This is a genomic window from Companilactobacillus jidongensis (assembly GCF_003946575.1).
GTDB lineage: Bacteria > Bacillota > Bacilli > Lactobacillales > Lactobacillaceae > Companilactobacillus > Companilactobacillus jidongensis.
The window spans coordinates 19,814-39,395 of record NZ_RHOP01000008.1; the positions used below are offsets into that span (position 1 = coordinate 19,814).

Genomic DNA, 19,582 nt, shown 5'->3' on the forward strand with positions numbered 1-19,582 from the left:
TATGGATTAGCCTTTGTAGAGATCTTACAGTTATTATGATTGTAATTTATGTAGACCATCAGGCAAAAGCTGAAAGCGATTCCAGTTGTTTTGATACTTATTACGAAATTATAATGAACTCGTAAAAGAAATTAGGCGGTGTTGTTAATGATTGAAAAGATTATACAAGAGGATTTGATAAAACTTAATATTGAAGCCAGTGATTGGAAAGATGCAGTTAGAAAATCTGCACAGCCGTTGGTGGATGATGATTATATTACAGAAAATTATGTTTCTGAAATTATTAATTCTGTTAATGAATATGGACCATATTTTGTCATTGCACCTCATGTAGCATTGGCACATGCACCTAGTGAATCTGGAGCTGAGGTATTAGCAATGGGTATTTCAACTTTGAAACCGGCAATAAAATTTAATAATGCTGATAATGATCCCGTTTCATATGTGTTTACTTTAAGTGCGCCTGATAGTGATTCGCATTTAAAAGCAATGCAAGAATTAGTAGGCTTATTATCTGGCAGTGAATTCTATAAGGTTTTGGATGAGGCACAGAGCTCAAGAGAAATTTTACAGTTCATAAAAGATTCTGTATTAAATAAGAAAATATCCTAATGAGGATAGTGGAAGGAAGTATTTATTATGGTTAAAGCATTAGTAGCATGTCGTGCAGGAGTTGGATCAAGTTTGATGTTAAAGATTAAATTAAATGAGGTTATTAGTGAACATGATCTTCCCGTTCAAGTAGAACACTCATCATTAGATGGTTTACCAAGCTTTGATGGACCAATCGTCGTTTCATTGAGTGATGTTGCAGATGAACTAAAGGAGCAAGGAATTAAAAAAGAAGTAGTTGGAATTAAAAATATTCTTGATAAAGATGAAATTTATACTAAATTATCTGCTGCATTGAAAAACATCGGTGAAGAATAAATTTTAAATTAAAAATTTGAGGGGGACGAATGTATGAATTTCTTAGTAAGTTTACTATCTAATCCAGCAATTCTATTAGCTTTAGTTTCTTGTATTGGTTTGGTTGCCCAACATAAAAAGGCAACCGAAGTATTAACTGGTACTTTTAGAACAGCCATTGGATTCTTGATCTTTGGTGTTGGTGCCACAACAATGACAGGGACGTTACAAAACTTTAACGTTATGTTTCAAAAGGGTTTTCATTTAACTGGTGTTATTGCCTCACCTGAGGCTGCCACAGCCTTAGCACAAGGTAAATATGGTTTTGTAGTTTCAGTTACATTGATTATGGGCTTTATCATGAACTTGGTATTTGCCAGAATCACACCATTTAAGAACGTTTTCTTCACAGGTGGTCACAGTTTGTTCTTCGCCTGTGTTCTAGCATTAATTCTGAAATCATATGGATACAGTAATACGATCGCCATTGTTGTCGGTGGTACATTATTAGGATTTGTTTCAGCAGCACTGCCACAATTATGTCAACCATTCATGAGAAAAATTACTGGTGGAGATTTCCAAGCCATTGGTCACTTCAATATGATTGGTTATGCTCTATCTGGTTTACTCGGTGGAGTTTTCAAAAAACACAAAGATGAAACAACAGAAAATATTAACTTCCCACAATGGTTATCCTTCTTCAAGGATTTCTTAATGGGTGTTGCAGTTGTTATGATAATTATCTTTTATGTAGCTGCAATCGCTGCAGGTAAGACAGTCGTTTCAAAACTTGCTGGTACAACAGACTGGTTAGTATTCCCAATGATCCAAGCGCTAACATTTACAGCCGGAATTTCTATATTGATGACTGGTGTTCGTATGTTTTTGGCCGAAATCACAGCAGCTTTCGTTGCTATTTCAGAAAAATTCATTCCTGGATCACGTCCAGCCTTGGATGTTCCAACAATCTTCCCATTTGCACCAACAGCCGTATTGGTTGGATTCTTGAGCTCATATGTAGCTGGTTTGTTATCAATTGTTGTAATGGTATTCCTGAAGTTCCCTATTGTTATTATTCCGGCTGCTCACATTTGTTTCTTCTCAGGTGGTACAGCGGGTATATTCGGTAACTCAACCGGTGGTTGGAGAGGCGCCGTATTAGGTTCATTTGTAGTCGGACTATTATTAGCCTTCTTACCATTATTGCTATATCCAACATTTGCTGGAATGGGTATTACCGGATCAACATTCCCTAACGTCGATTACAACGTTATCGGTTCATTATTAAATTGGTTCTTAGGTTTAATTCACTAATAATTCATTTTTAGGAGGAATTTTAATTTATGGTTGATGTTTCAGGAATCATAGTTGCGATGGTTACACCGCTGGATGATGATCAAAATATTAGTTACGAGAAGACGGCCAAGCTGTTGGATCGTCTATTAGAACATAAGATTAACGGTATTTTCATATTAGGTACAAATGGAGAGGCTTATGCCCTTACGCAAGACGAAAAATATGAATTTGCTAAGTATGTCATCGATTATGTTAAAGGCAGAACAAATGTATATGTTGGAACAGGTTTGAATAGCACAAGGGAAACAATTGCATTTAGTAAAAGAATTGCCACTTTGAATCCTGACGCTTTGTCGGTTGTTACACCATACTTTGTAGCACCAACACAAGAAGAATTAATTGATCATTTTGAAAAACTTGCAGATGCTGTTTCAGTACCAATTTTAATTTATAACATGCCTGGTAAGACAGGTGTCAATGTGGATCCAGAGACTGTGGCAGTTTTGTCAAAGAACAAGAATATCATCGGCGTCAAAGATAGTTCTGGAAAAATTGATAATATGAAGGGCTACTTGAAACTTCGCAATGATAAGAACTTTGCTGTTCTATCAGGTTCAGATTCTAAAATATTGGCACTACTTGAAGCTGGTGGTGATGGAGCCATTGCAGCCACAGCAAATTTATTAACACAAAATGATGTTGATATTTACAAGTATTTCAAAGATGGAGATCTGGAGAACGCAGAAAGATGTCAAAAACAAATTGAACCTTTGAGAGAAATATTGCATATGCGTACCACTCCAACAGCTCTTAAGGCATCAGTAACTGCATCTGGTGTTGATGTTGGACCTGCACGTTATCCCGCAAGTATGCCAACTTCGGAACAAGAAGAAAAAATTAGAGAAATGGTCAAATATTATAAGGATAACAAGATTATTTAGAGGTGTATCTTATGAAGAAACTAGATCGAATGAATAGAATCATTAATTCAGGTGCTCTTGCAGTCGTTCGTGCTGAACCTGATAGAGTAGTTGAAATTGCTGAAGGAATTGTTAAAGGTGGAGTAGACGTTATGGAAGTTAGTTATACAATAGCTAGCGCTCCAGAATCTATTAGAACACTTCAAAAGAAATTTGGAGATAAGTTGTTGGTTGGAGCTGGGACAATTTTAGATGGACCAACTGCTAAAGATGCAATTTCTAACGGTGCCGACTTTATATATTCACCAATCTTTGATAAAGATGTGGCTATCCTATGTAATCAGTATCAAATTCCCTATGCACCTGGTTGTACTTCAGTTACTGAGGCTATTGAAGCGTTAAGAGCCGGTGCGACCTTTGTCAAAATATTCCCATATGGTGGCATTGTCGGTCCTGAATTGATCAAAACTATGAAAACACCGATTCCTTATCTACCACTAATTGAATCTGGTGGAGTAAATGTAGATAATATCACAGAATGGTTAGAAGCAGGAACGGATGTAGTTGGTATTGGTGGGGCCTTATCAAAAGGTTCCGTTGATGATATTGCTGAAAATGCTGCAATATTTAGAAAGAAAATCGACGAGTTCCGTCAAAAATAATAATTAAAGCTGGCAGTCTTATACAGGGCTGTCAGTTTTTTTGAAGAGGGGGACTTTGATGCTAGATAAAAAGCAATTACAAATTATTGATAAACTTATTCAAAATCCAATTTTGACAAAGGACGAATTAATTAAGAGTCTTTCTTTAACCGATCGACAAATAGAATATTCGATAGAAAAATTAAATCAATACTTATCAAGTCAGGATAAGAATAATATTGATTCTGAAGGCGTATATATAACAGTACCAAGTGACACCTATAAGTTTCTTTTGAGTATAAGAGTATCAGATAATTTAACCTCTTTGAAAGGATATATTCTTAGTACAGAGGAACGTAAACTTTTTCTGGTTTTATTATTATCTACAAATAATGATTATTTATCCCTAGTTCATCTACAGGAACTTTTACAAGTTAGTCAATCCACAGTATCTAAGGATTTAAAACAATTAGAAGTAGAACTATTGGATGAGCAACTGAAGATAAGTTATGACAGAAAAAATGGTTATAAAATTGTTGGAAATGAAAATGCTGTAAGAAGTTATTTGATAAAATCAGTTGCTAATGAATTAGTCGAGAATAGAGCAGATTTATTAGATAATTTTATAAAGTTAAATAGTGATTATAAAATCAAAAATATATTTAACATGGTCTCTAATGCATCAAACAAGTATGACATTGATTTCGTTGAAAACAGATTAAGAGAATTCTGTTATATTTTGGTAATAATTTTGAATAGGTTATTAATGAAGCCCAATTATATGCCTGCAAAGGCAAAATATTACGAAATAAATAAAACGAATGAATACACATTTTCGGAAGAGATACTTGGAAAACTCGGGATAACCAACGTAAATACAGTTAAGTACATTACGACAATAGTATTGTGTCTAAGTATTGGAGGATATGATAATTTAATTGAAGATAAACATATTTACGATATTACTGGTTCAATCGTCAAACAGTTTTCGGATATATCAGGTATTAGTTTTGTTGATAATGACAAAGTGGTTCATCAATTATTTACGCATTTTAGATCCATGTATTTCAGACTCCAATTTAAATTTCCAATTACTAATCCTTTGACTAAGCAAGTTATCCAGGAATATGGAGAAATATTCACTTTGGTTACTCAAGCTGTAGTACCATTCAGGGAAGAACTAGGAAAGGTCCCGGATGAAGAAATAGCGTTTTTGACAATTCATTTAATTGGGTTCATTTACAATTCCAATAGTCAAAAGAAACATTTTCTATCAGCCGCAATTGTGTGCCCAAATGGAATTGGAAGTTCGGCGCTTGCATACCTTCAGTTGACCAGTTTATTTCCTAATATTAAATTTCTGATGCCGTTTCCGTATTCAGATCTGGATAAACATATAGAAGAGATAGATATGATCTTTTCAACGTTTTATCGTAGTGAATTATTTGCTAAAGGTAAGCCTTGTTTTGTTATTAATCCTATTATGACGACTAATGATAAGTATTCAATTATGCAAAAAGTTAATAGTGAATTTTCTACTACTGACTTTGTTGTACCAACGCTGGATTCGGTTATGAGAATCGTCGGTCATAACGTTGATAACTCGGACATGTTAAATAGAATTAGAAAAGAACTTGCTGATAATGTGTTCAAGCCAAAAGCCGTATTTAATAAACGCAAAATTTCTTTATTGGATGTTCTAAAACCAGAATTTGTAAAGTTAAAAGTAGATAGTGCGGATTTTGCTGAGGCTGTTTCATATGCTTCACAACCATTACTAGGTAAAAAAGTAATTAGTCAAGGGTATGTAGATGAAATAATTAACCAGATAAATAATAATGAGTCTACGTTTATTATTGCTCCAGATATAGCATTACCACATACTAATCCACAATATGGAGCTAAGGAAATTGGCATTGGACTCACTACCTTGAGTGAACCGATATTTTTAAGTAAAGGTAAAAGAGTCAAATATATTTTTGTACTAAGTGCAATCAATTCAACGGATCATTTAAGCGCCTTACAAGATTTGATGTTCTTGTTGAATATGAAAAGTTTCTTACATTTATTGGATGATCCCGAAACAACAGTGGATGAGGTAATGAATTTTATTTATAAGCAATTGAATGAATAACAATTTTAAGTATATTGGATATATCGTGTAATAGTCAGGAGGTGATTTTTATGGAAGTTTATTTTGTAAGACACGGTCAGACAATATTTAATCTAATAAATAGAATGCAGGGATGGTCGGATACTCCACTTACAGAACAAGGCATTGAGGATTTAAAAATAACGGGAAAATATCTTCAGAACACTAAGTTTGATGCTATTTATAGTTCTGATTTGAAGAGAGCCATGGATACAGCAGAGATAATCAAAAATGAGAATTTGGAAAATCCTCCTAAAATAAAAATAGGTAGTAACTTTCGAGAAATATTTTTTGGTTTTTTTGAAGGATCGGAGGCTGCAAAAACATGGGGTATGTTAGCAAAACCATACGGTTGTTCTACTCAAAATGAAGTATCAGAAAAGTATTCTATTGAATTTGCTCGGGAAGTATTGAAAAAAGGAGATCCTAAGCACTGGGCAGAAGATACATCTGATTTGGGAGTTAGGATAGAGAGGGCTGTAAAACAGTTATTGGATGAGAATCCTGATGATTCTAGGATTCTTGTTGTAACACACGGTGCGTATATAGAAACTTTACTTTTGAAATATTTCAAAAGTAATTTTGATAGCTATAGAGCATTTCCAGACAATGGAAGTATTACTATTACAAATTTGAATAAAGATAAATTTAGTTTAAAAGAATTTAATATTGTACCTAAATAAAGCTGAATGCTGTGTCTACGTAAGGGATAATCGATGATTATCTCTTTTTTGTTGTAATTTTTGAAGAATTAAAAACTCTGATTTTGTAAATATACATCAGGTCGACCTTTGGGTCGGCTTTTTTTGTGTCCTCAATATTGAGTAGAGAACTTTTCCATTTGATATTGAAAAAAGATGAACTTTAATCTTTGAAAGCGATCACATAGAATTGGGGTTGAGGTAAGGGAAGATGACCAAAAGAACAGATAGGATAATTCATATATTACTTTCTAAACCTAACGGAATGAAAATACACGAGTTAGGTGAAATGTTAAACGTTTCAGATAGAACAATTAGAAATGAATTGAAAACTATTAATTCGATTTTTAGTAAAAGTGGTCTTTCAGATATCTATCAAAATAGAGGATTCATTCGTTTAGATCATTTAAAAGATGATCTAAATAAAATCGAAGATCTTCGCATATTGGGAGATGATGCAGATTATTATTCACCAAAAGAAAGATTTGTCATTTTACTTTTTGATGTTTTGATAAAGGATACTCCAGTATTCGTTTATCAGGAGCAGGCAAAACTGAAAATAAGCAAAAGCACAATTGATGAAGATATGAGAGTACTAAGGAGCTTTCTTGAAAGATATTCCTTGAAGGCTGTCACTAGTGCAAAAGGTGGAGTGCAGATAGAGGGTGCTGAGAGGTCAATTAGGATGATGATTGCGGATGCAATTACACAGAATACTGACCTTTCTAGATTGATTAGTATTGATTCAACGTATAACAATATTATTTCTAATAGTATTGAACGATTAATTCCTGTGCAATTAATCGAGGCAGTAAAAAAGATATATTCCGATGAAATTCAAAAAGTAGGTTCGACGGGAAATGTTGCCAATGATTATCAGCTGATTTTGCATTCGTGTGTTTGGATTCAAAGGATATTGAGTGATAGGCGAATCGTAGCTGAGAGCCATGACAAATGGGTTCCCAGGGATGAAAAGATAATTAATTACGTTAATAAATTATCTTCTGATTTTAAATTAGAAAATATTGATGATACAGAGTTTCGCTATATATATTTCGTTCTGAATAGTTTTAATTCAAATATGAAAAATACTAATAGTGAATGGGTTGAAACACAGATTTTAACTATGCAATTAGTAACATATATGGAAAAACAGTTGTCACTTCCACTTTCAACACAAGAGGATTTGTACGAAGGATTATATAATCATCTGACTGGTTTAGTTTACAGGCTTCACGAGAGAATTCAATCGTATAATCCGTTGAAACAAATAATCAAAACTAATTATCCAGATATATATGGATACATTGATAGATTTATGAATGATTATTTCAAAGATCAGGATTTTGAAGTATCGGATGACGAAATCTGCTATATAACAGTATATTTTGGAACTGCTGAGATGCAAATAGAGCGTGATCAAGAATACAAATATCGAGTAGCCGTTGTCTGTAATTATGGCTTAGCAACTGGACATCTGCTAGCGGCAAATTTAGAGAAAAAGTTTAATATCGAAGTTTTAGCAGTATTAAGTGTTTCTGATATTAAGGTTCTATCAAAGCTATCAATTGATTTGGTTGTAAAAACTATTCAGGTTGAAACAGGCAGTATTCCGAGCATCAAATTGCCACCGATACCACAAGAAAGTGATTATTTAGTAATTAATAATTTTCTAAAAGGACATAAAGCATCTAAAAGATCGCCAAGGGTAAATGCTAACAAGCTATTTGATGATATTTTGGGCTGTGTTAGCGATACGTATCATAGTGTTACGAATGAATTTATTAAGGATTTATCTAATGAATTCAGGAACAATAATTTATTTGTAAATAAGAAGGAGGTGCAACCAATGCTAGAGGATTTACTAACAGATGATAGAATTCAAATTCAGAAAAAAGTTGATAATTGGAAAGAAGCAATTCAATTGGCTGCTCAGCCGTTGGTTGATGACAATGTTATAAATGATCATTACGTTCATGCAATGTTAGAAGCGGTTATAAAGTTTGGTCCATATATAGTTATAGGGCCTGGCTTAGCGCTCGCACATGCACGACCTGAAGAAGGTGCCAATCAATTGGGTGTCAGTGTATTGACATTATCAACACCTGTTAATTTTGGTAACAAAGATAATGATCCAGTTTCTCTCGTATTTTGTCTATCAGCTGTAAATAATTATTCACATCTGAATATTATGAAAGCAATTGTTCAATTAGTGTCAGATCCAGGAAGAATTGAAAAATTATCTGGAATCAAAGATTTAGAGAGTTTTAAAGAAACACTGTTTGAAAAGAAAACACAAAATAATTAGAGGAGATATTAATTATGGCAAAAAAACTTAAAATCTTTTTCATTTGTGGAGCTGGTTTGGGCAGCAGTCTTGCCTGTCAAATGACTGCTGAAGATGTGTTAAGTAAATATGGATTGGATGAATCTATGGATCACGAGGCGATTTCATCAACACCTGGTTTGAGAACAGATATCATCGTTTCGGCAGAGAATTTTAAGCCACAATTTGAAAAATTTGATTTGGATCCAGCAATTAGATTTGTATTTTTGCACAATATCGTAGATCAAAAAGAAATTGAGGAGAAACTAATTCCAGTTATTAAGGAACTAGAATAATTTAATCGGATAAGGGGTGACTAGTCATGGTTGTTATTAAATTTATTATTGATAATATTTTGACTCAAGCTGCGATAACCATTGCTTTGATTGCTGCATTGGGTTTGATTCTCCAGAGAAAGTCTTTTGGTAGCGTACTTGCCGGGACATTTAAGACATTGCTTGGATTTGAAGTTTTGTCTGCCGGTTCTTCCATTATCGTTGCCAGTTTGACCTATTTTGGAAAAATTTTCTCACATGGTTTCCATTTAAGGGGGATTGTTCCCAGCATTGAGGCCATAAATGGTCAAGCAATGAATCAACTGGGATTGGGTAATGAAATTGCTTTGACGTTTTTAGGTATTTTTATTGTAAATATTATAATTGCAAGATTTAGTCCATGGAAATATATTTTCCTAACAGGACAAGCACTTCTTTGGATGGCAACTATGACTACGATCGGTGGTCATGCTGCAGGTCTAAGTGGTTTTCCGCTAATAGCTTTGGGAAGTGTTATAGGTGGTATATTTGCCGTTGCTATGCCTGCTGTTGCACAACCAATTGTTAGAAAAATTACGGGTAATGATGCGATTGCTCTGGGACACTTTTGTACCGTAGGTTACATGGTTGAATCAGGTGCTGCATGGTTGTTCGGTGAACGTGGTGAAAAAAAACATTCACTAGAAGATATGAAGCTACCAAAGAGTTTGGAATTTATGCAAGACACATATCTATCCGTAATGGTAGTTATGGTTCCGTTATATCTTGTTACGGCAGCATTTGCTGGTCCTAAGTATGGAGCAATCGGTGCTGGTGGCATGAATTATATGATGTTTGCATTCTTACAAGCCATTCAATTCGTTGTTGGTGTCTACGTATTGCTAGCCGGAGTAAGACTATTACTTGGTGAAATTGTTCCAGCTTTCCGTGGTATTGCTATGAAACTTGTTCCAAATTCAAAACCTGCGCTGGATTGTCCAGTTCTGTTCCCATATTCACCAAATTCAGTAATTATTGGATTTATTACAACAACGATTGGAACAGTCATTGGGATGTTTTTCCTACCAGTATTCGGATTAGCCGTTATTTTGCCTGGTATGTTAACTAACTTCTTTGCTGGTGGTACTGCTGGTATCTTTGGTAATGCAGTTGGTGGTCGTCGTGGCGCAATTATTGGTGGTGTTATTCACGGACTATTTATTACATTGCTACCCGCACTATTAGTAGGAGTTCTAACACATATGGGATTCACCAATGCCTCAGCAACAGATTCAGATACAATCGTAGCTTGCTTAATGTATGCATGGATAATTTCACCAATTCTTAAGGCAGTTTAAGGAGGTAAAACATGTTTGGTTTATTTAATAATAAAAAAGAAAAAAAACCAGTTGAGGAGACGAAAGTCCAATTAACTGATGAAGAAAAAAGTACTTTGAATAATGAAATTCAATCATTGAAGGCGGTTGTTAAAGAGCAATCTGGTAATGACAAAATTGTTACTTTAAATAATTTGGGATCTACGTATGAAAAATTAGATGATAAAAATAATGCAATCAAGTATTACGAAGACAGTCTAAATGAAAAAGAACAATTTGGAGATGCGTACAACGCATTACTTAAATTGTACGAAGAAAAAAGAAAAGAAGCTGCATATCAAAAGAATGATGATGGTATTCAAAAGTATGTCGGGAAAATGGATGATTTAATGAGCATTTCAAAACGTGTCTTAAAATCAAATTACTAATTGGAGGATTTATATAATGTATAAAACGTTAGCATCAGTATTAAAAGAAGCAGAAGAATTGGATTATACCGTTGGAGCATTTAATGCACATAATCTAGAAATGGTACCAAGTATGATTGAAGCTGCACGTGATTCAGGTTCACCAATTATTATACAAACAAGTGTTTCAACTGCACGTTACGTTGGCATGAGTAACTTCGTTGCTGTATGTAAGTCAATGTCAGACAAAGAAGCTGTAGATGTAGTATTACATCTAGATCACGCTAGAGACTTAACTGATATTAAAGATGCTATTGATGCAGGATATAGTTCAGTAATGTTTGATGGTTCGTTATTACCATTTAAGGAAAACATCGCTAAAACAAAGCGCGTGATTGAGTATGCACATGGTCACGGAGTGTCTGTTGAAGCGGAAATAGGTACTATCGGTGGTACTGAAGAAGGATTCACAGTTAAAGAGGGACAATACACGGATCCTAAGGACGCAATTGAGTTTGTAAAAGAATGTGATGTAGATGCATTGGCTGTTGGTATTGGGACTCACCACGGTCAATTCCAATCAAAGACTAAGTTAAATTTCCCATTACTTGAGGAAATCCATGCCGATATTGACAAACCATTGGTTGTACATGGTGGAACCGGTGTTAATGAGGATGATTATCACCGTTTGACAGAAAACGGAATTCGTAAATTCAATGTTGGTACAGAATTATTGGTTGCTTGGACTAGAACAGCTCAAGAATACTTTGGAAAAACTGAAGTTAATAATTCACTTAGAAATAATATAATGCCATGTAACAAGGCGGTACATGATATTATTGCGCACAAGATTGACTTGTTTATGAATAAGAAAAGCCCAATTTCAGCGGTTACAGAATAAAAAATAAAAAGGGTTTCTGCTGAGTGCAGAAACTCTTTTATATTATTGGAGGAATTATTTTGAAAAAAACATTGTTGTTAATGGCAGGGTCACCAGGAACGGGTAAATCCTATTTTGATAGAATGATACGAGAAAAAATTTCAGGTCTTGTAGAATTATCCATCGATGTAGAAAAAGAATATCTTTATGATAAATATGGATTTAGTAATTTAGATGAGAAAGAAATGCTTGACTATGAGGCATTACAGCTTTACTTGGAGAAAGTTAAAACCGAAATGGAAAAAGGAAATTCAATTATCTCTGATTATCCGTTTAGTCTTAAACAATGGGGTACTTTGAAGAGATTAAGTGATAAGTTTGAATATCAAGATATTTCCGTAGTTTTGACGGCGGATATTGATACTTTGTATGAACGCCAGATAAAACGTGATCTAGATCCGGAACGACACTTAGGACATTTAATGAATCATTATCAACCTGGAGATGTATTAAAAGATAGGAGTAAGGCAGATATAAAACCAACAAAAGAAGAGTTGAAAAACTTTTTAACAGGCAAAAAGTATGATGATTTTTCTTTAGGAAAAGTATTCAAAGTAGATGTCTCAGATTTTTCTAAGGTTGATTATAAAGGAATTATTGATAAAATATCAGAAATAATGCAAAGCCATGAACCTTTAAATAGTTTTATTGATCATACTTTGCTTAAACCTGATGCAACTAAGACCGACGTTGAGAATATGATAAATGAAGCCAAAGAATATAAGTTCTGTTCAGTTATGGTAAATCCATTTTGGGTGGAATATGTCAGTTCACAGTTAAAAGACACAAACGTTAAAACCGCTACAGTAATAGGGTTTCCCTTGGGAGCAAACACAACAACAGTTAAAGAATTTGAATTAGAGAATGCAATACAAAATGGTGCGGATGAACTGGACATGGTTATGAATATCGGGATGTTTAAAGCTGGGAACTATACATATGTTGGCAATGAGATAAAAACACTTGCAAGGCTAGCACATGGAAGCAAACGAATTTTAAAAGTTATTATTGAAACTTCATTTCTTACTGATGAAGAAAAGGCAAAAGCTGCAGAAATCGTTTCGAATAATGGTGCAGATTTTGTTAAAACCTCTACAGGTTTCTCTTCAAAAGGTGCTAGCGCTCATGATGTAGCTATTTTAAAAAAGAATGTTGGGCCTAATACACTAGTCAAAGCATCTGGTGGTATTCATTCGTATACTGAGGCTATGGAAATGATTAAGAATGGTGCATCTAGATTAGGTACGAGTCAAAGCATATCAATCGTTAATAAAAAGTAAATTTTAATAAATAAGCTAGGGGAATGTCGGTCTTTGGCATTTCCCTAGTTTTCTAGTGTGGGAGGTAAAGATGGAAATATATTTTATAAGACATGGGCAAACGTTGTTTAATTTGATGGATAAAATGCAAGGATGGTCAGATACACCATTAACAAAACAAGGAATTGATGATTTGAAAAAGACTGGAAAGTATCTTGAAAATGTTCACTTTGATGCATTGTATAGTTCTGATTTAAAAAGAGCAATTGATACTGCAAATATTATCAAAAAGGAAAATAAAGTGAGTTCATTAGATTTAAGAATTAGTCAGAACTTTCGTGAAATTTCATTTGGATCTTTGGAAGGCTTGAATAGTACAGAATTGTGGAAAAAGTTAGCAAAGCCTTACGGATTTACTAATCAAATAGATTTCGCAAAAAAATATTCAATGGAATTTACAAGGAGTGTTATGAAAAAAGCAGACCCATGGGGATATGCCGAAGATTACAATGATTTGTTAGTTCGTTTTAATAATGGATTAAATAAATTAAGAAAAGAAAATGCCAATGATTCTCGAATTCTTGTGGTCACACATGGGACTTTAATTGAAACGATTATTTTAGAATATTTCAAACCTAAAGTCGATGTTACACAATCATTTCCTGAAAATGGAAGTATTACGAAGGCACTTTTGACAAACGATACCTTTAAAGTGGTTGAATATAATATATTACCTAAATAGTACAACACATTAAAAGTAATTTGGATTCATTGCTTGTAATATTTGGAAAGTCATCACATGTTAGTGTAGTATAATAAATGTATAGAAATAAAGCTTATTAATATTTTGACAAATACATATGATGACTTGGAGGGATATGTTATGGCTCAAAACCTAGTTGAACAAACTACAGAAAAGGTCATTGAATATATAAAAAGAAATAATATTCAACCTGGTGAAAAACTTCCAAATGAATATACTCTATCAACCGATTTAGATGTTGGTAGAAGTACATTTAGAGAGGCTATAAGAATACTGATTTCAAGGAATATTTTAGAAGTTAGGCAGGGATCAGGAACTTATGTAAGTGATAAAGAAGGCCGGTCAACTGATCCTTTTGGACTTACTATGATACGTGACAAAACTAAAATGATAAGTGATTTTTATGATATGCGTTACGTACTAGAACCCGAGGTGGCAGCTTTAGCAGCCACAAATGCTACTGATGATCAAATTTATGAAATAAAATTATTAGCAAAAAAAATAGAAGAATCGTTTAATGATGGAAATGATGATCATGTTAATTTGGATATAAAATTTCATTCATTAATCGCAAAGGCTAGTAATAACATGGCTTACTCTTATATTTTACCGATAATAAACACTTCTATTTCATTGTTCAATAAGAATTATGATGATGAAGATGCAAAAAAATTTACAGTCAAGATTCATAAAGAAATTTGCCAATCTATCGCAGCTCATAACCCAGTACTGGCACACGATGCAATGATGGTTCATATGTCCAATAATAGATTAGCGTTTAAAGGTTTAATAGAAAAATAAATTGACAAAGTCATCTGATGCATGATAGTTTTAATTCATCAGATGACTTTTTTTACATTTGATGGTAAGCGCTTGCTTAAAAATATTTGTTTTTTAGAAAGAGGCGAATTATAAGTGGGAAAGAGAAAGTATCTTCTATTGGATGCGTGTATATTATTACTTTCTTTAGGATTGATATACGCATACACAATAGTCATGGTTCCTTTGAAAGATGAATTCAATTGGACACCGTCTGAACTTTCAATGATCTTTGTACTTTCAATAATAAGTTTTACGATTGGTAATATTATTGCTGGGAGATTATTGAAACAGCATACAGTTAAAATGGTTTTCAACTGGGGAGCGGTCTTAATATTTATAGGTTTCGTTGGTTCGGCATTTGCTAATGATCCATATGACTTATTGGTTCTGTACATGTTATATGGAGTGTTAACAAGTCTTGGTATAGGTTTCGTTTATAACGGAATTTTACCTACAATTACTGCTTGGTATCCTGACAAGGTTGGAAAAGCTCAAGGTGCATTATTGATGAGTTATGGAATGGGTGCATTTATATTGGGGCCAATCATTACCAAGATTTATGCAATTCTACCTTGGAGACCGGTATTTGTAGCAATTGGTGTGATCTTTGGAGGATTAGTAGTATTCAGTTCGTTTGTAATAAAAAATCCTACGGAAAATGATCATATTATTAAAGTGAAAGCTGATAAAGAGAATTCTTCAGTTGATGCAGAAGATAAAGACTTTCATGATATGCTACGTGATCCAGTTTTTTACTTATTCTATTTATGGATGGTTCTATTAGGCGGAGTTGGATTAGGAATTTTAGGTATTGGTAAGAGTTTACCCGATCAACATCATATAGAAGCTACTTTGGCAGCAATCATCGTTGGATTGGTGAGTTTAGGTAACGGTGGTGGACGTCTTATTGGAGGCTTTATATTAGACAGGTTCGGTAGAAAAAAAACAATGTTATTCTCAAATTGTTTATATGTAGTTGCGATAGGATTATTACTGTTATCCGAATATAACAACAATGTTGTAATTCTATCCTTGGGTTGTTTACTTTGTGGTATGTCGTTTGGATCAATATTGATCGTAATGACATATTTTACGAAATCGGTTTGGGGTCTTAAAAATATGGCCTTAAACTTTGGTGTAATTAACAGTTACGGAATTATTTCAGTATTTATTGGATCCTATGGATCAAGCAAAATTTATGAAAGTACAGGTTCGTATGTTCCGGTGTTTATTATTATGTTAGCTATGGTTGCAGTAGCAATGGTTCTTTTAGGATTATTAAACAGATATTTGGATTCTCATAAAAAAACAATAAATGTAGAAGCTTTAAATTTAGGAGGAAAATAAAATGAACTTAAATGATTTGACTGGTAAGAAAGCAATTGTTACAGGAGCAGCGCAAGGATTAAGCCATGGTATGGCAGAAGGTTTGATGGAAGCAGGAGCAGAAGTCACAATTTTAGATATTAACCCAAAGGCAACTGAAGTGGCAGAAGAATTTACAAAAAACGGATTTACATGTCATTCAGTAATCGCTGATCTAGGAGACGACAGTAAACGCGAAGAAGCTTTTAAGGAAGCTGTAAAAGATTTGGGCGGCCACTTAGATATTTTAGTTAATGGTGCTGGTGTTCAACGCAGACATAAAAGTGAAGAATTCCCTATGGAAGATTGGGATTTTGTTATTAACGTTAACTTACGTGCTGTATTTGGACTTTGTAAGTTAGCTGGACAACAATTTATATCACAAGATAGTTCTGGAAAAATCATCAATATTGCATCAATGCTTTCGTTCTTTGGTGGATATACTGTTCCAGCATATGCAGCATCAAAAGGTGGTGTTGCTCAATTAACAAAGGCCCTATGTAACGAATGGGCTGAGAAAGGTATTAATGTCAATGCTTTGGCACCAGGATACATGGCAACAGAGATGAACACTGCTTTATTAGATCCAGCAAATCCTCGTTATGAAGCAATTACAAACAGAATTCCTGCTAAAGCATGGGGACAACCAGAAGATATGAAGGGCCCAGTCGTTTGGCTAGCATCTGATGCTTCAAATTACATTAATGGTGCAATTATTCCAGTTGATGGTGGATACCTAGTTAAATAATAAAATACGGGAGATGAAATCATGAAAGTTTATATTACTGATTGTGACCATGATAGTGTTGATATTGAGAAAAAAGTTTTTGCTGATGCAAATATGGAAGTGACTTTGTGTAATGCCAAAACTGAAGATGAAGTAATTAATCAATGTAGTGATGGTGAAATTTTTATTGTTCAATATGCAAAGATCACTAAAAAGGTAATGGATGCTATTCCATCTTTGAAATATATTGTTAGATATGGTGTTGGAGTTGATACAATTGATCTTCCAGAAGCTACAAAACATGGAATCCAGGTCGGGAATGTTCCCGATTATGGAATGAACGAAGTGGCAGATCATGCAATGGCTCTATTGTTAAGTCTTAAGAGAAAAATTGTCATGATGAATGATAATACTAAAAATAATAAATGGGATTATCAAAAATCAATTCCCATTCATCGATTTAGTGAACAAACAGTTGGGGTTGTGGGCTTAGGAAGAATTGGCCGTGATTTTGCTTCAAAGGCACATGCGCTTGGATTCAAAATTATGGGATATGATCCATATTTTAAGAATTCAGAAGAATTCAGCTATATCAACTCAGTTAGTCTAGAAGAACTAATTGCAAATTCAGATGCTATTTCTCTTCATATTCCTTCAGATGGAAATATTGATTTATTTAATTATGAAGCATTCAAAAAAATGAAGAATACTGCCGTAATTATCAATGTTGCTCGTGGTGGAATTATTAATGAGGATGATTTGGACAAGGCGTTAACAAATGGTGAAATTTCCGGTGCAGGAATTGATTGTATGGAAAATGAACCAGTCTCATCTGACAACAAGTTATTCAGTCACGATAACTTGATTGCTACACCACATATGGCCTGGTACTCAGAAGAAGCCGCAAGTGAATTGAAACGTAAGGTTGCGGAGGAATCTGTGCGATTCTCTAACGGTGAAAAAATTCATTATCCTATTAATAAACTTGAAAATACACCAGTTTAAATTAAAAAGCAGAGGATAATAAAATGAAAACTATTGAGAATGAATATCTCAAAGCTGAAATCAATGAAATGGGAGCCGAGCTAACTAGCTTAGTAGATAAGAAAAGTGAAGCTAATTATATTTGGAATGGTAATCCTGATATATGGGCAAAACATGCTCCTAACTTATTTCCAGCTATTGGTAGATCGATGAATGACCATTACTATGTAGATGGTAAAGAATATGAAATGCCACAACATGGAGTGGGATTCTTCCATAATTATGAAGCTGAACAATTATCAAATAACAGCATTCGATTCACAATGAAAAGCGATGAAGAAACCAAAAAATATTATCCATTTGAATTTGAATTTTTAATTAAATTTGAACTAATCGGCAGACGTCTTCGTATGATTGACACTGTGAAAAATTTGAATAATACGTCTATGAGTTTTGCTGTTGGAACGCATCCTGCATTTAATGTTCCCATTGGAGCTAATAATGATGGAAGGTTCGAAGACTATTACTTGACTTTTGATCCTGCAGTAAAGGGTTTGAAGTATCACGAGTTTACTTTTAAAACAGGCGTACCATTAAGAACTGGTAAAGTCTTAAATCTCGATAGTTACAATGGAGACTTCTTGCCATTAAGTCATGAATTATTCAAAGATGGATTGATAGTCATGACTGAAGATAATCAATTGAATGGAGTTTCTCTAAAGTCTAAAGATGGGTTACATTCAATAAAAGCACATTTCAATGATTTCCCACAGCTTTGTTTATGGACCCAGGATGATCCGAAAGCAAAATTTCTTTGCATAGAGCCCTTCTATGGAGTTTCGGATAAATATGGTGATGAAATTGAACTGAAAAACAAAGAGGGTAATTGTGTTTTAGAGGCTAATCAGGAGCGAAGCTTTGTGATCGACTATGATATTGAATAGAATTTGATCAAGTATCATAAATAGGTTGTCATTTATATTTATAAATAAGTGACAGCCTTATTTTGTAAAAAAATATGAGGTGATAAAATGTCATTAATTTTAAATACATTAATTTTTGCGAAAGATGTAGAAAATGGATCTGATCAAGTTAGCTTGTTGGATCGCGTGTCAAATCTAGGGTCAATTGGTGTCGAGGTACGTCGTGAATACTTCACAGATATTGAAAAGGAGTTGCCAAAGGTAGCCCAAAAGGCTAAAGCTGATGAATTAAAAGTATATTATAGCGTGCCGGATGTACTCTTTGAAAAAGATGGTTCTTTAAATCCTAAAATAAAGCAATATTTTGCTGAAGGGAAAATTATGGGAATCAAAAAAATTAAATTCAATATTGGTAATTTCGATAAGTTTACTGGTGATTTGAAAGCAGCCTTAGGACAGTTTCCGACCAATGAAATTGAAATGAATGTTGAAAATGACCAAACACAAGTATCCGGCTCAGTACCATCACTGTTATCTTTTTTAAAGGCTGTAAATGAAGTTGGACTAGACATTGGTTACGTCTATGATCTTGGTAATTGGGCGTTTACAGATCAAGATGCTATAGATAGTGCAAAATCTTTAGCGCCATATACAAAGTATATTCACTTGAAGAATGTTATTAATACTAATGGAAATTTATCAACATCAGATGATTTGAATAAAGGAATGTATGACTGGAAAAAGATACTTAAGTATTTGCCGAATGATGTTGATTTGGCACTTGAATATCCTATGGATAATGATCAACAAATGAAATCACAGATGAACTTGGTTCAAACATTAGAGGAGGTATAAA

The 19,582-nt window shown here is 33.8% G+C and carries 20 protein-coding genes; all 20 read left to right on the plus strand.

The genetic code is table 11. The features are described 5' to 3' along the window. Positions 1 to 147: 147 nt before the first annotated feature. The 20 genes from EKM68_RS06440 (at position 148) to EKM68_RS06535 (ending at position 19,581) form a co-directional block, all read left to right on the plus strand. Positions 148 to 612 (plus strand): PTS sugar transporter subunit IIA, encoded by a 465-nt coding sequence (locus EKM68_RS06440; protein ID WP_125588994.1) that lies wholly within the window; start codon positions 148 to 150, stop codon positions 610 to 612. A gap of 27 nt (positions 613 to 639) precedes the next feature. Then, entirely contained in the window at positions 640 to 930 is a 291-nt protein-coding gene (locus tag EKM68_RS06445) for a PTS sugar transporter subunit IIB (protein ID WP_025024678.1), read from the plus strand. Between the two features lie 33 nt (positions 931 to 963). Beyond that, a complete protein-coding gene (locus EKM68_RS06450; RefSeq protein WP_125588996.1) occupies positions 964 to 2,223 on the plus strand; it encodes a PTS ascorbate transporter subunit IIC in 1,260 nt (419 codons plus the stop codon). 29 nt (positions 2,224 to 2,252) lie between these two features. After that, positions 2,253 to 3,146 carry a 4-hydroxy-tetrahydrodipicolinate synthase gene (gene dapA, locus EKM68_RS06455; RefSeq protein ID WP_125588998.1) on the plus strand — a complete coding sequence of 298 codons (894 nt, stop codon included), beginning with the start codon at positions 2,253 to 2,255 and terminating at the stop codon, positions 3,144 to 3,146. 11 nt (positions 3,147 to 3,157) lie between these two features. Then, a complete protein-coding gene (locus tag EKM68_RS06460) occupies positions 3,158 to 3,787 on the plus strand; it encodes a beta/alpha barrel domain-containing protein (protein ID WP_125589000.1) in 630 nt (209 codons plus the stop codon). A gap of 58 nt (positions 3,788 to 3,845) precedes the next feature. Next, positions 3,846 to 5,900, plus strand: coding sequence for a BglG family transcription antiterminator (locus tag EKM68_RS06465; RefSeq protein WP_125589002.1), 2,055 nt, complete (start codon positions 3,846 to 3,848; stop codon positions 5,898 to 5,900). A 50-nt stretch (positions 5,901 to 5,950) separates the two neighbouring features. After that, positions 5,951 to 6,601, plus strand: coding sequence for a histidine phosphatase family protein (locus tag EKM68_RS06470; RefSeq protein WP_125589004.1), 651 nt, complete (start codon positions 5,951 to 5,953; stop codon positions 6,599 to 6,601). A gap of 229 nt (positions 6,602 to 6,830) precedes the next feature. Further along, a complete protein-coding gene (locus EKM68_RS06475; RefSeq protein WP_125589006.1) occupies positions 6,831 to 8,927 on the plus strand; it encodes a BglG family transcription antiterminator in 2,097 nt (698 codons plus the stop codon). Positions 8,928 to 8,941: 14 nt separating this feature from the next. Beyond that, a complete protein-coding gene (locus EKM68_RS06480; protein ID WP_125589008.1) occupies positions 8,942 to 9,241 on the plus strand; it encodes a PTS sugar transporter subunit IIB in 300 nt (99 codons plus the stop codon). 26 nt (positions 9,242 to 9,267) lie between these two features. Beyond that, the gene (locus tag EKM68_RS06485) at positions 9,268 to 10,557 is read left to right on the plus strand and encodes a PTS sugar transporter subunit IIC (RefSeq protein WP_125589010.1); all 1,290 of its coding nucleotides are present in this window, start codon (positions 9,268 to 9,270) and stop codon (positions 10,555 to 10,557) included. Positions 10,558 to 10,568: 11 nt separating this feature from the next. After that, complete coding sequence (locus tag EKM68_RS06490; RefSeq protein ID WP_125589012.1) at positions 10,569 to 10,964, plus strand: tetratricopeptide repeat protein; 396 nt, start codon at positions 10,569 to 10,571, stop codon at positions 10,962 to 10,964. 16 nt (positions 10,965 to 10,980) lie between these two features. Further along, positions 10,981 to 11,844: a class II fructose-bisphosphate aldolase gene (locus EKM68_RS06495; protein ID WP_125589014.1), complete on the plus strand. Its 864-nt coding sequence runs from the start codon at positions 10,981 to 10,983 to the stop codon at positions 11,842 to 11,844. Between the two features lie 656 nt (positions 11,845 to 12,500). Beyond that, a complete protein-coding gene (deoC, locus tag EKM68_RS06500) occupies positions 12,501 to 13,163 on the plus strand; it encodes a deoxyribose-phosphate aldolase (protein WP_125589182.1) in 663 nt (220 codons plus the stop codon). A gap of 70 nt (positions 13,164 to 13,233) precedes the next feature. After that, entirely contained in the window at positions 13,234 to 13,884 is a 651-nt protein-coding gene (locus EKM68_RS06505; RefSeq protein ID WP_125589016.1) for a histidine phosphatase family protein, read from the plus strand. A 141-nt stretch (positions 13,885 to 14,025) separates the two neighbouring features. After that, on the plus strand, positions 14,026 to 14,706 hold the full coding sequence (locus EKM68_RS06510) for a FadR/GntR family transcriptional regulator (RefSeq protein ID WP_125589018.1): 681 nt from the start codon (positions 14,026 to 14,028) through the stop codon (positions 14,704 to 14,706). A gap of 114 nt (positions 14,707 to 14,820) precedes the next feature. Further along, the gene (locus tag EKM68_RS06515; RefSeq protein WP_125589020.1) at positions 14,821 to 16,074 is read left to right on the plus strand and encodes an MFS transporter; all 1,254 of its coding nucleotides are present in this window, start codon (positions 14,821 to 14,823) and stop codon (positions 16,072 to 16,074) included. A gap of 1 nt (position 16,075) precedes the next feature. Continuing rightward, positions 16,076 to 16,840 (plus strand): SDR family oxidoreductase, encoded by a 765-nt coding sequence (locus tag EKM68_RS06520; protein ID WP_125589022.1) that lies wholly within the window; start codon positions 16,076 to 16,078, stop codon positions 16,838 to 16,840. A 21-nt stretch (positions 16,841 to 16,861) separates the two neighbouring features. Next, complete coding sequence (locus EKM68_RS06525) at positions 16,862 to 17,824, plus strand: C-terminal binding protein (protein WP_125589024.1); 963 nt, start codon at positions 16,862 to 16,864, stop codon at positions 17,822 to 17,824. A gap of 23 nt (positions 17,825 to 17,847) precedes the next feature. Then, on the plus strand, positions 17,848 to 18,747 hold the full coding sequence (locus tag EKM68_RS06530; protein ID WP_125589026.1) for an aldose 1-epimerase family protein: 900 nt from the start codon (positions 17,848 to 17,850) through the stop codon (positions 18,745 to 18,747). 87 nt (positions 18,748 to 18,834) lie between these two features. Further along, positions 18,835 to 19,581, plus strand: coding sequence for a sugar phosphate isomerase/epimerase family protein (locus EKM68_RS06535; protein ID WP_125589028.1), 747 nt, complete (start codon positions 18,835 to 18,837; stop codon positions 19,579 to 19,581). Position 19,582: the final 1 nt, after the last annotated feature.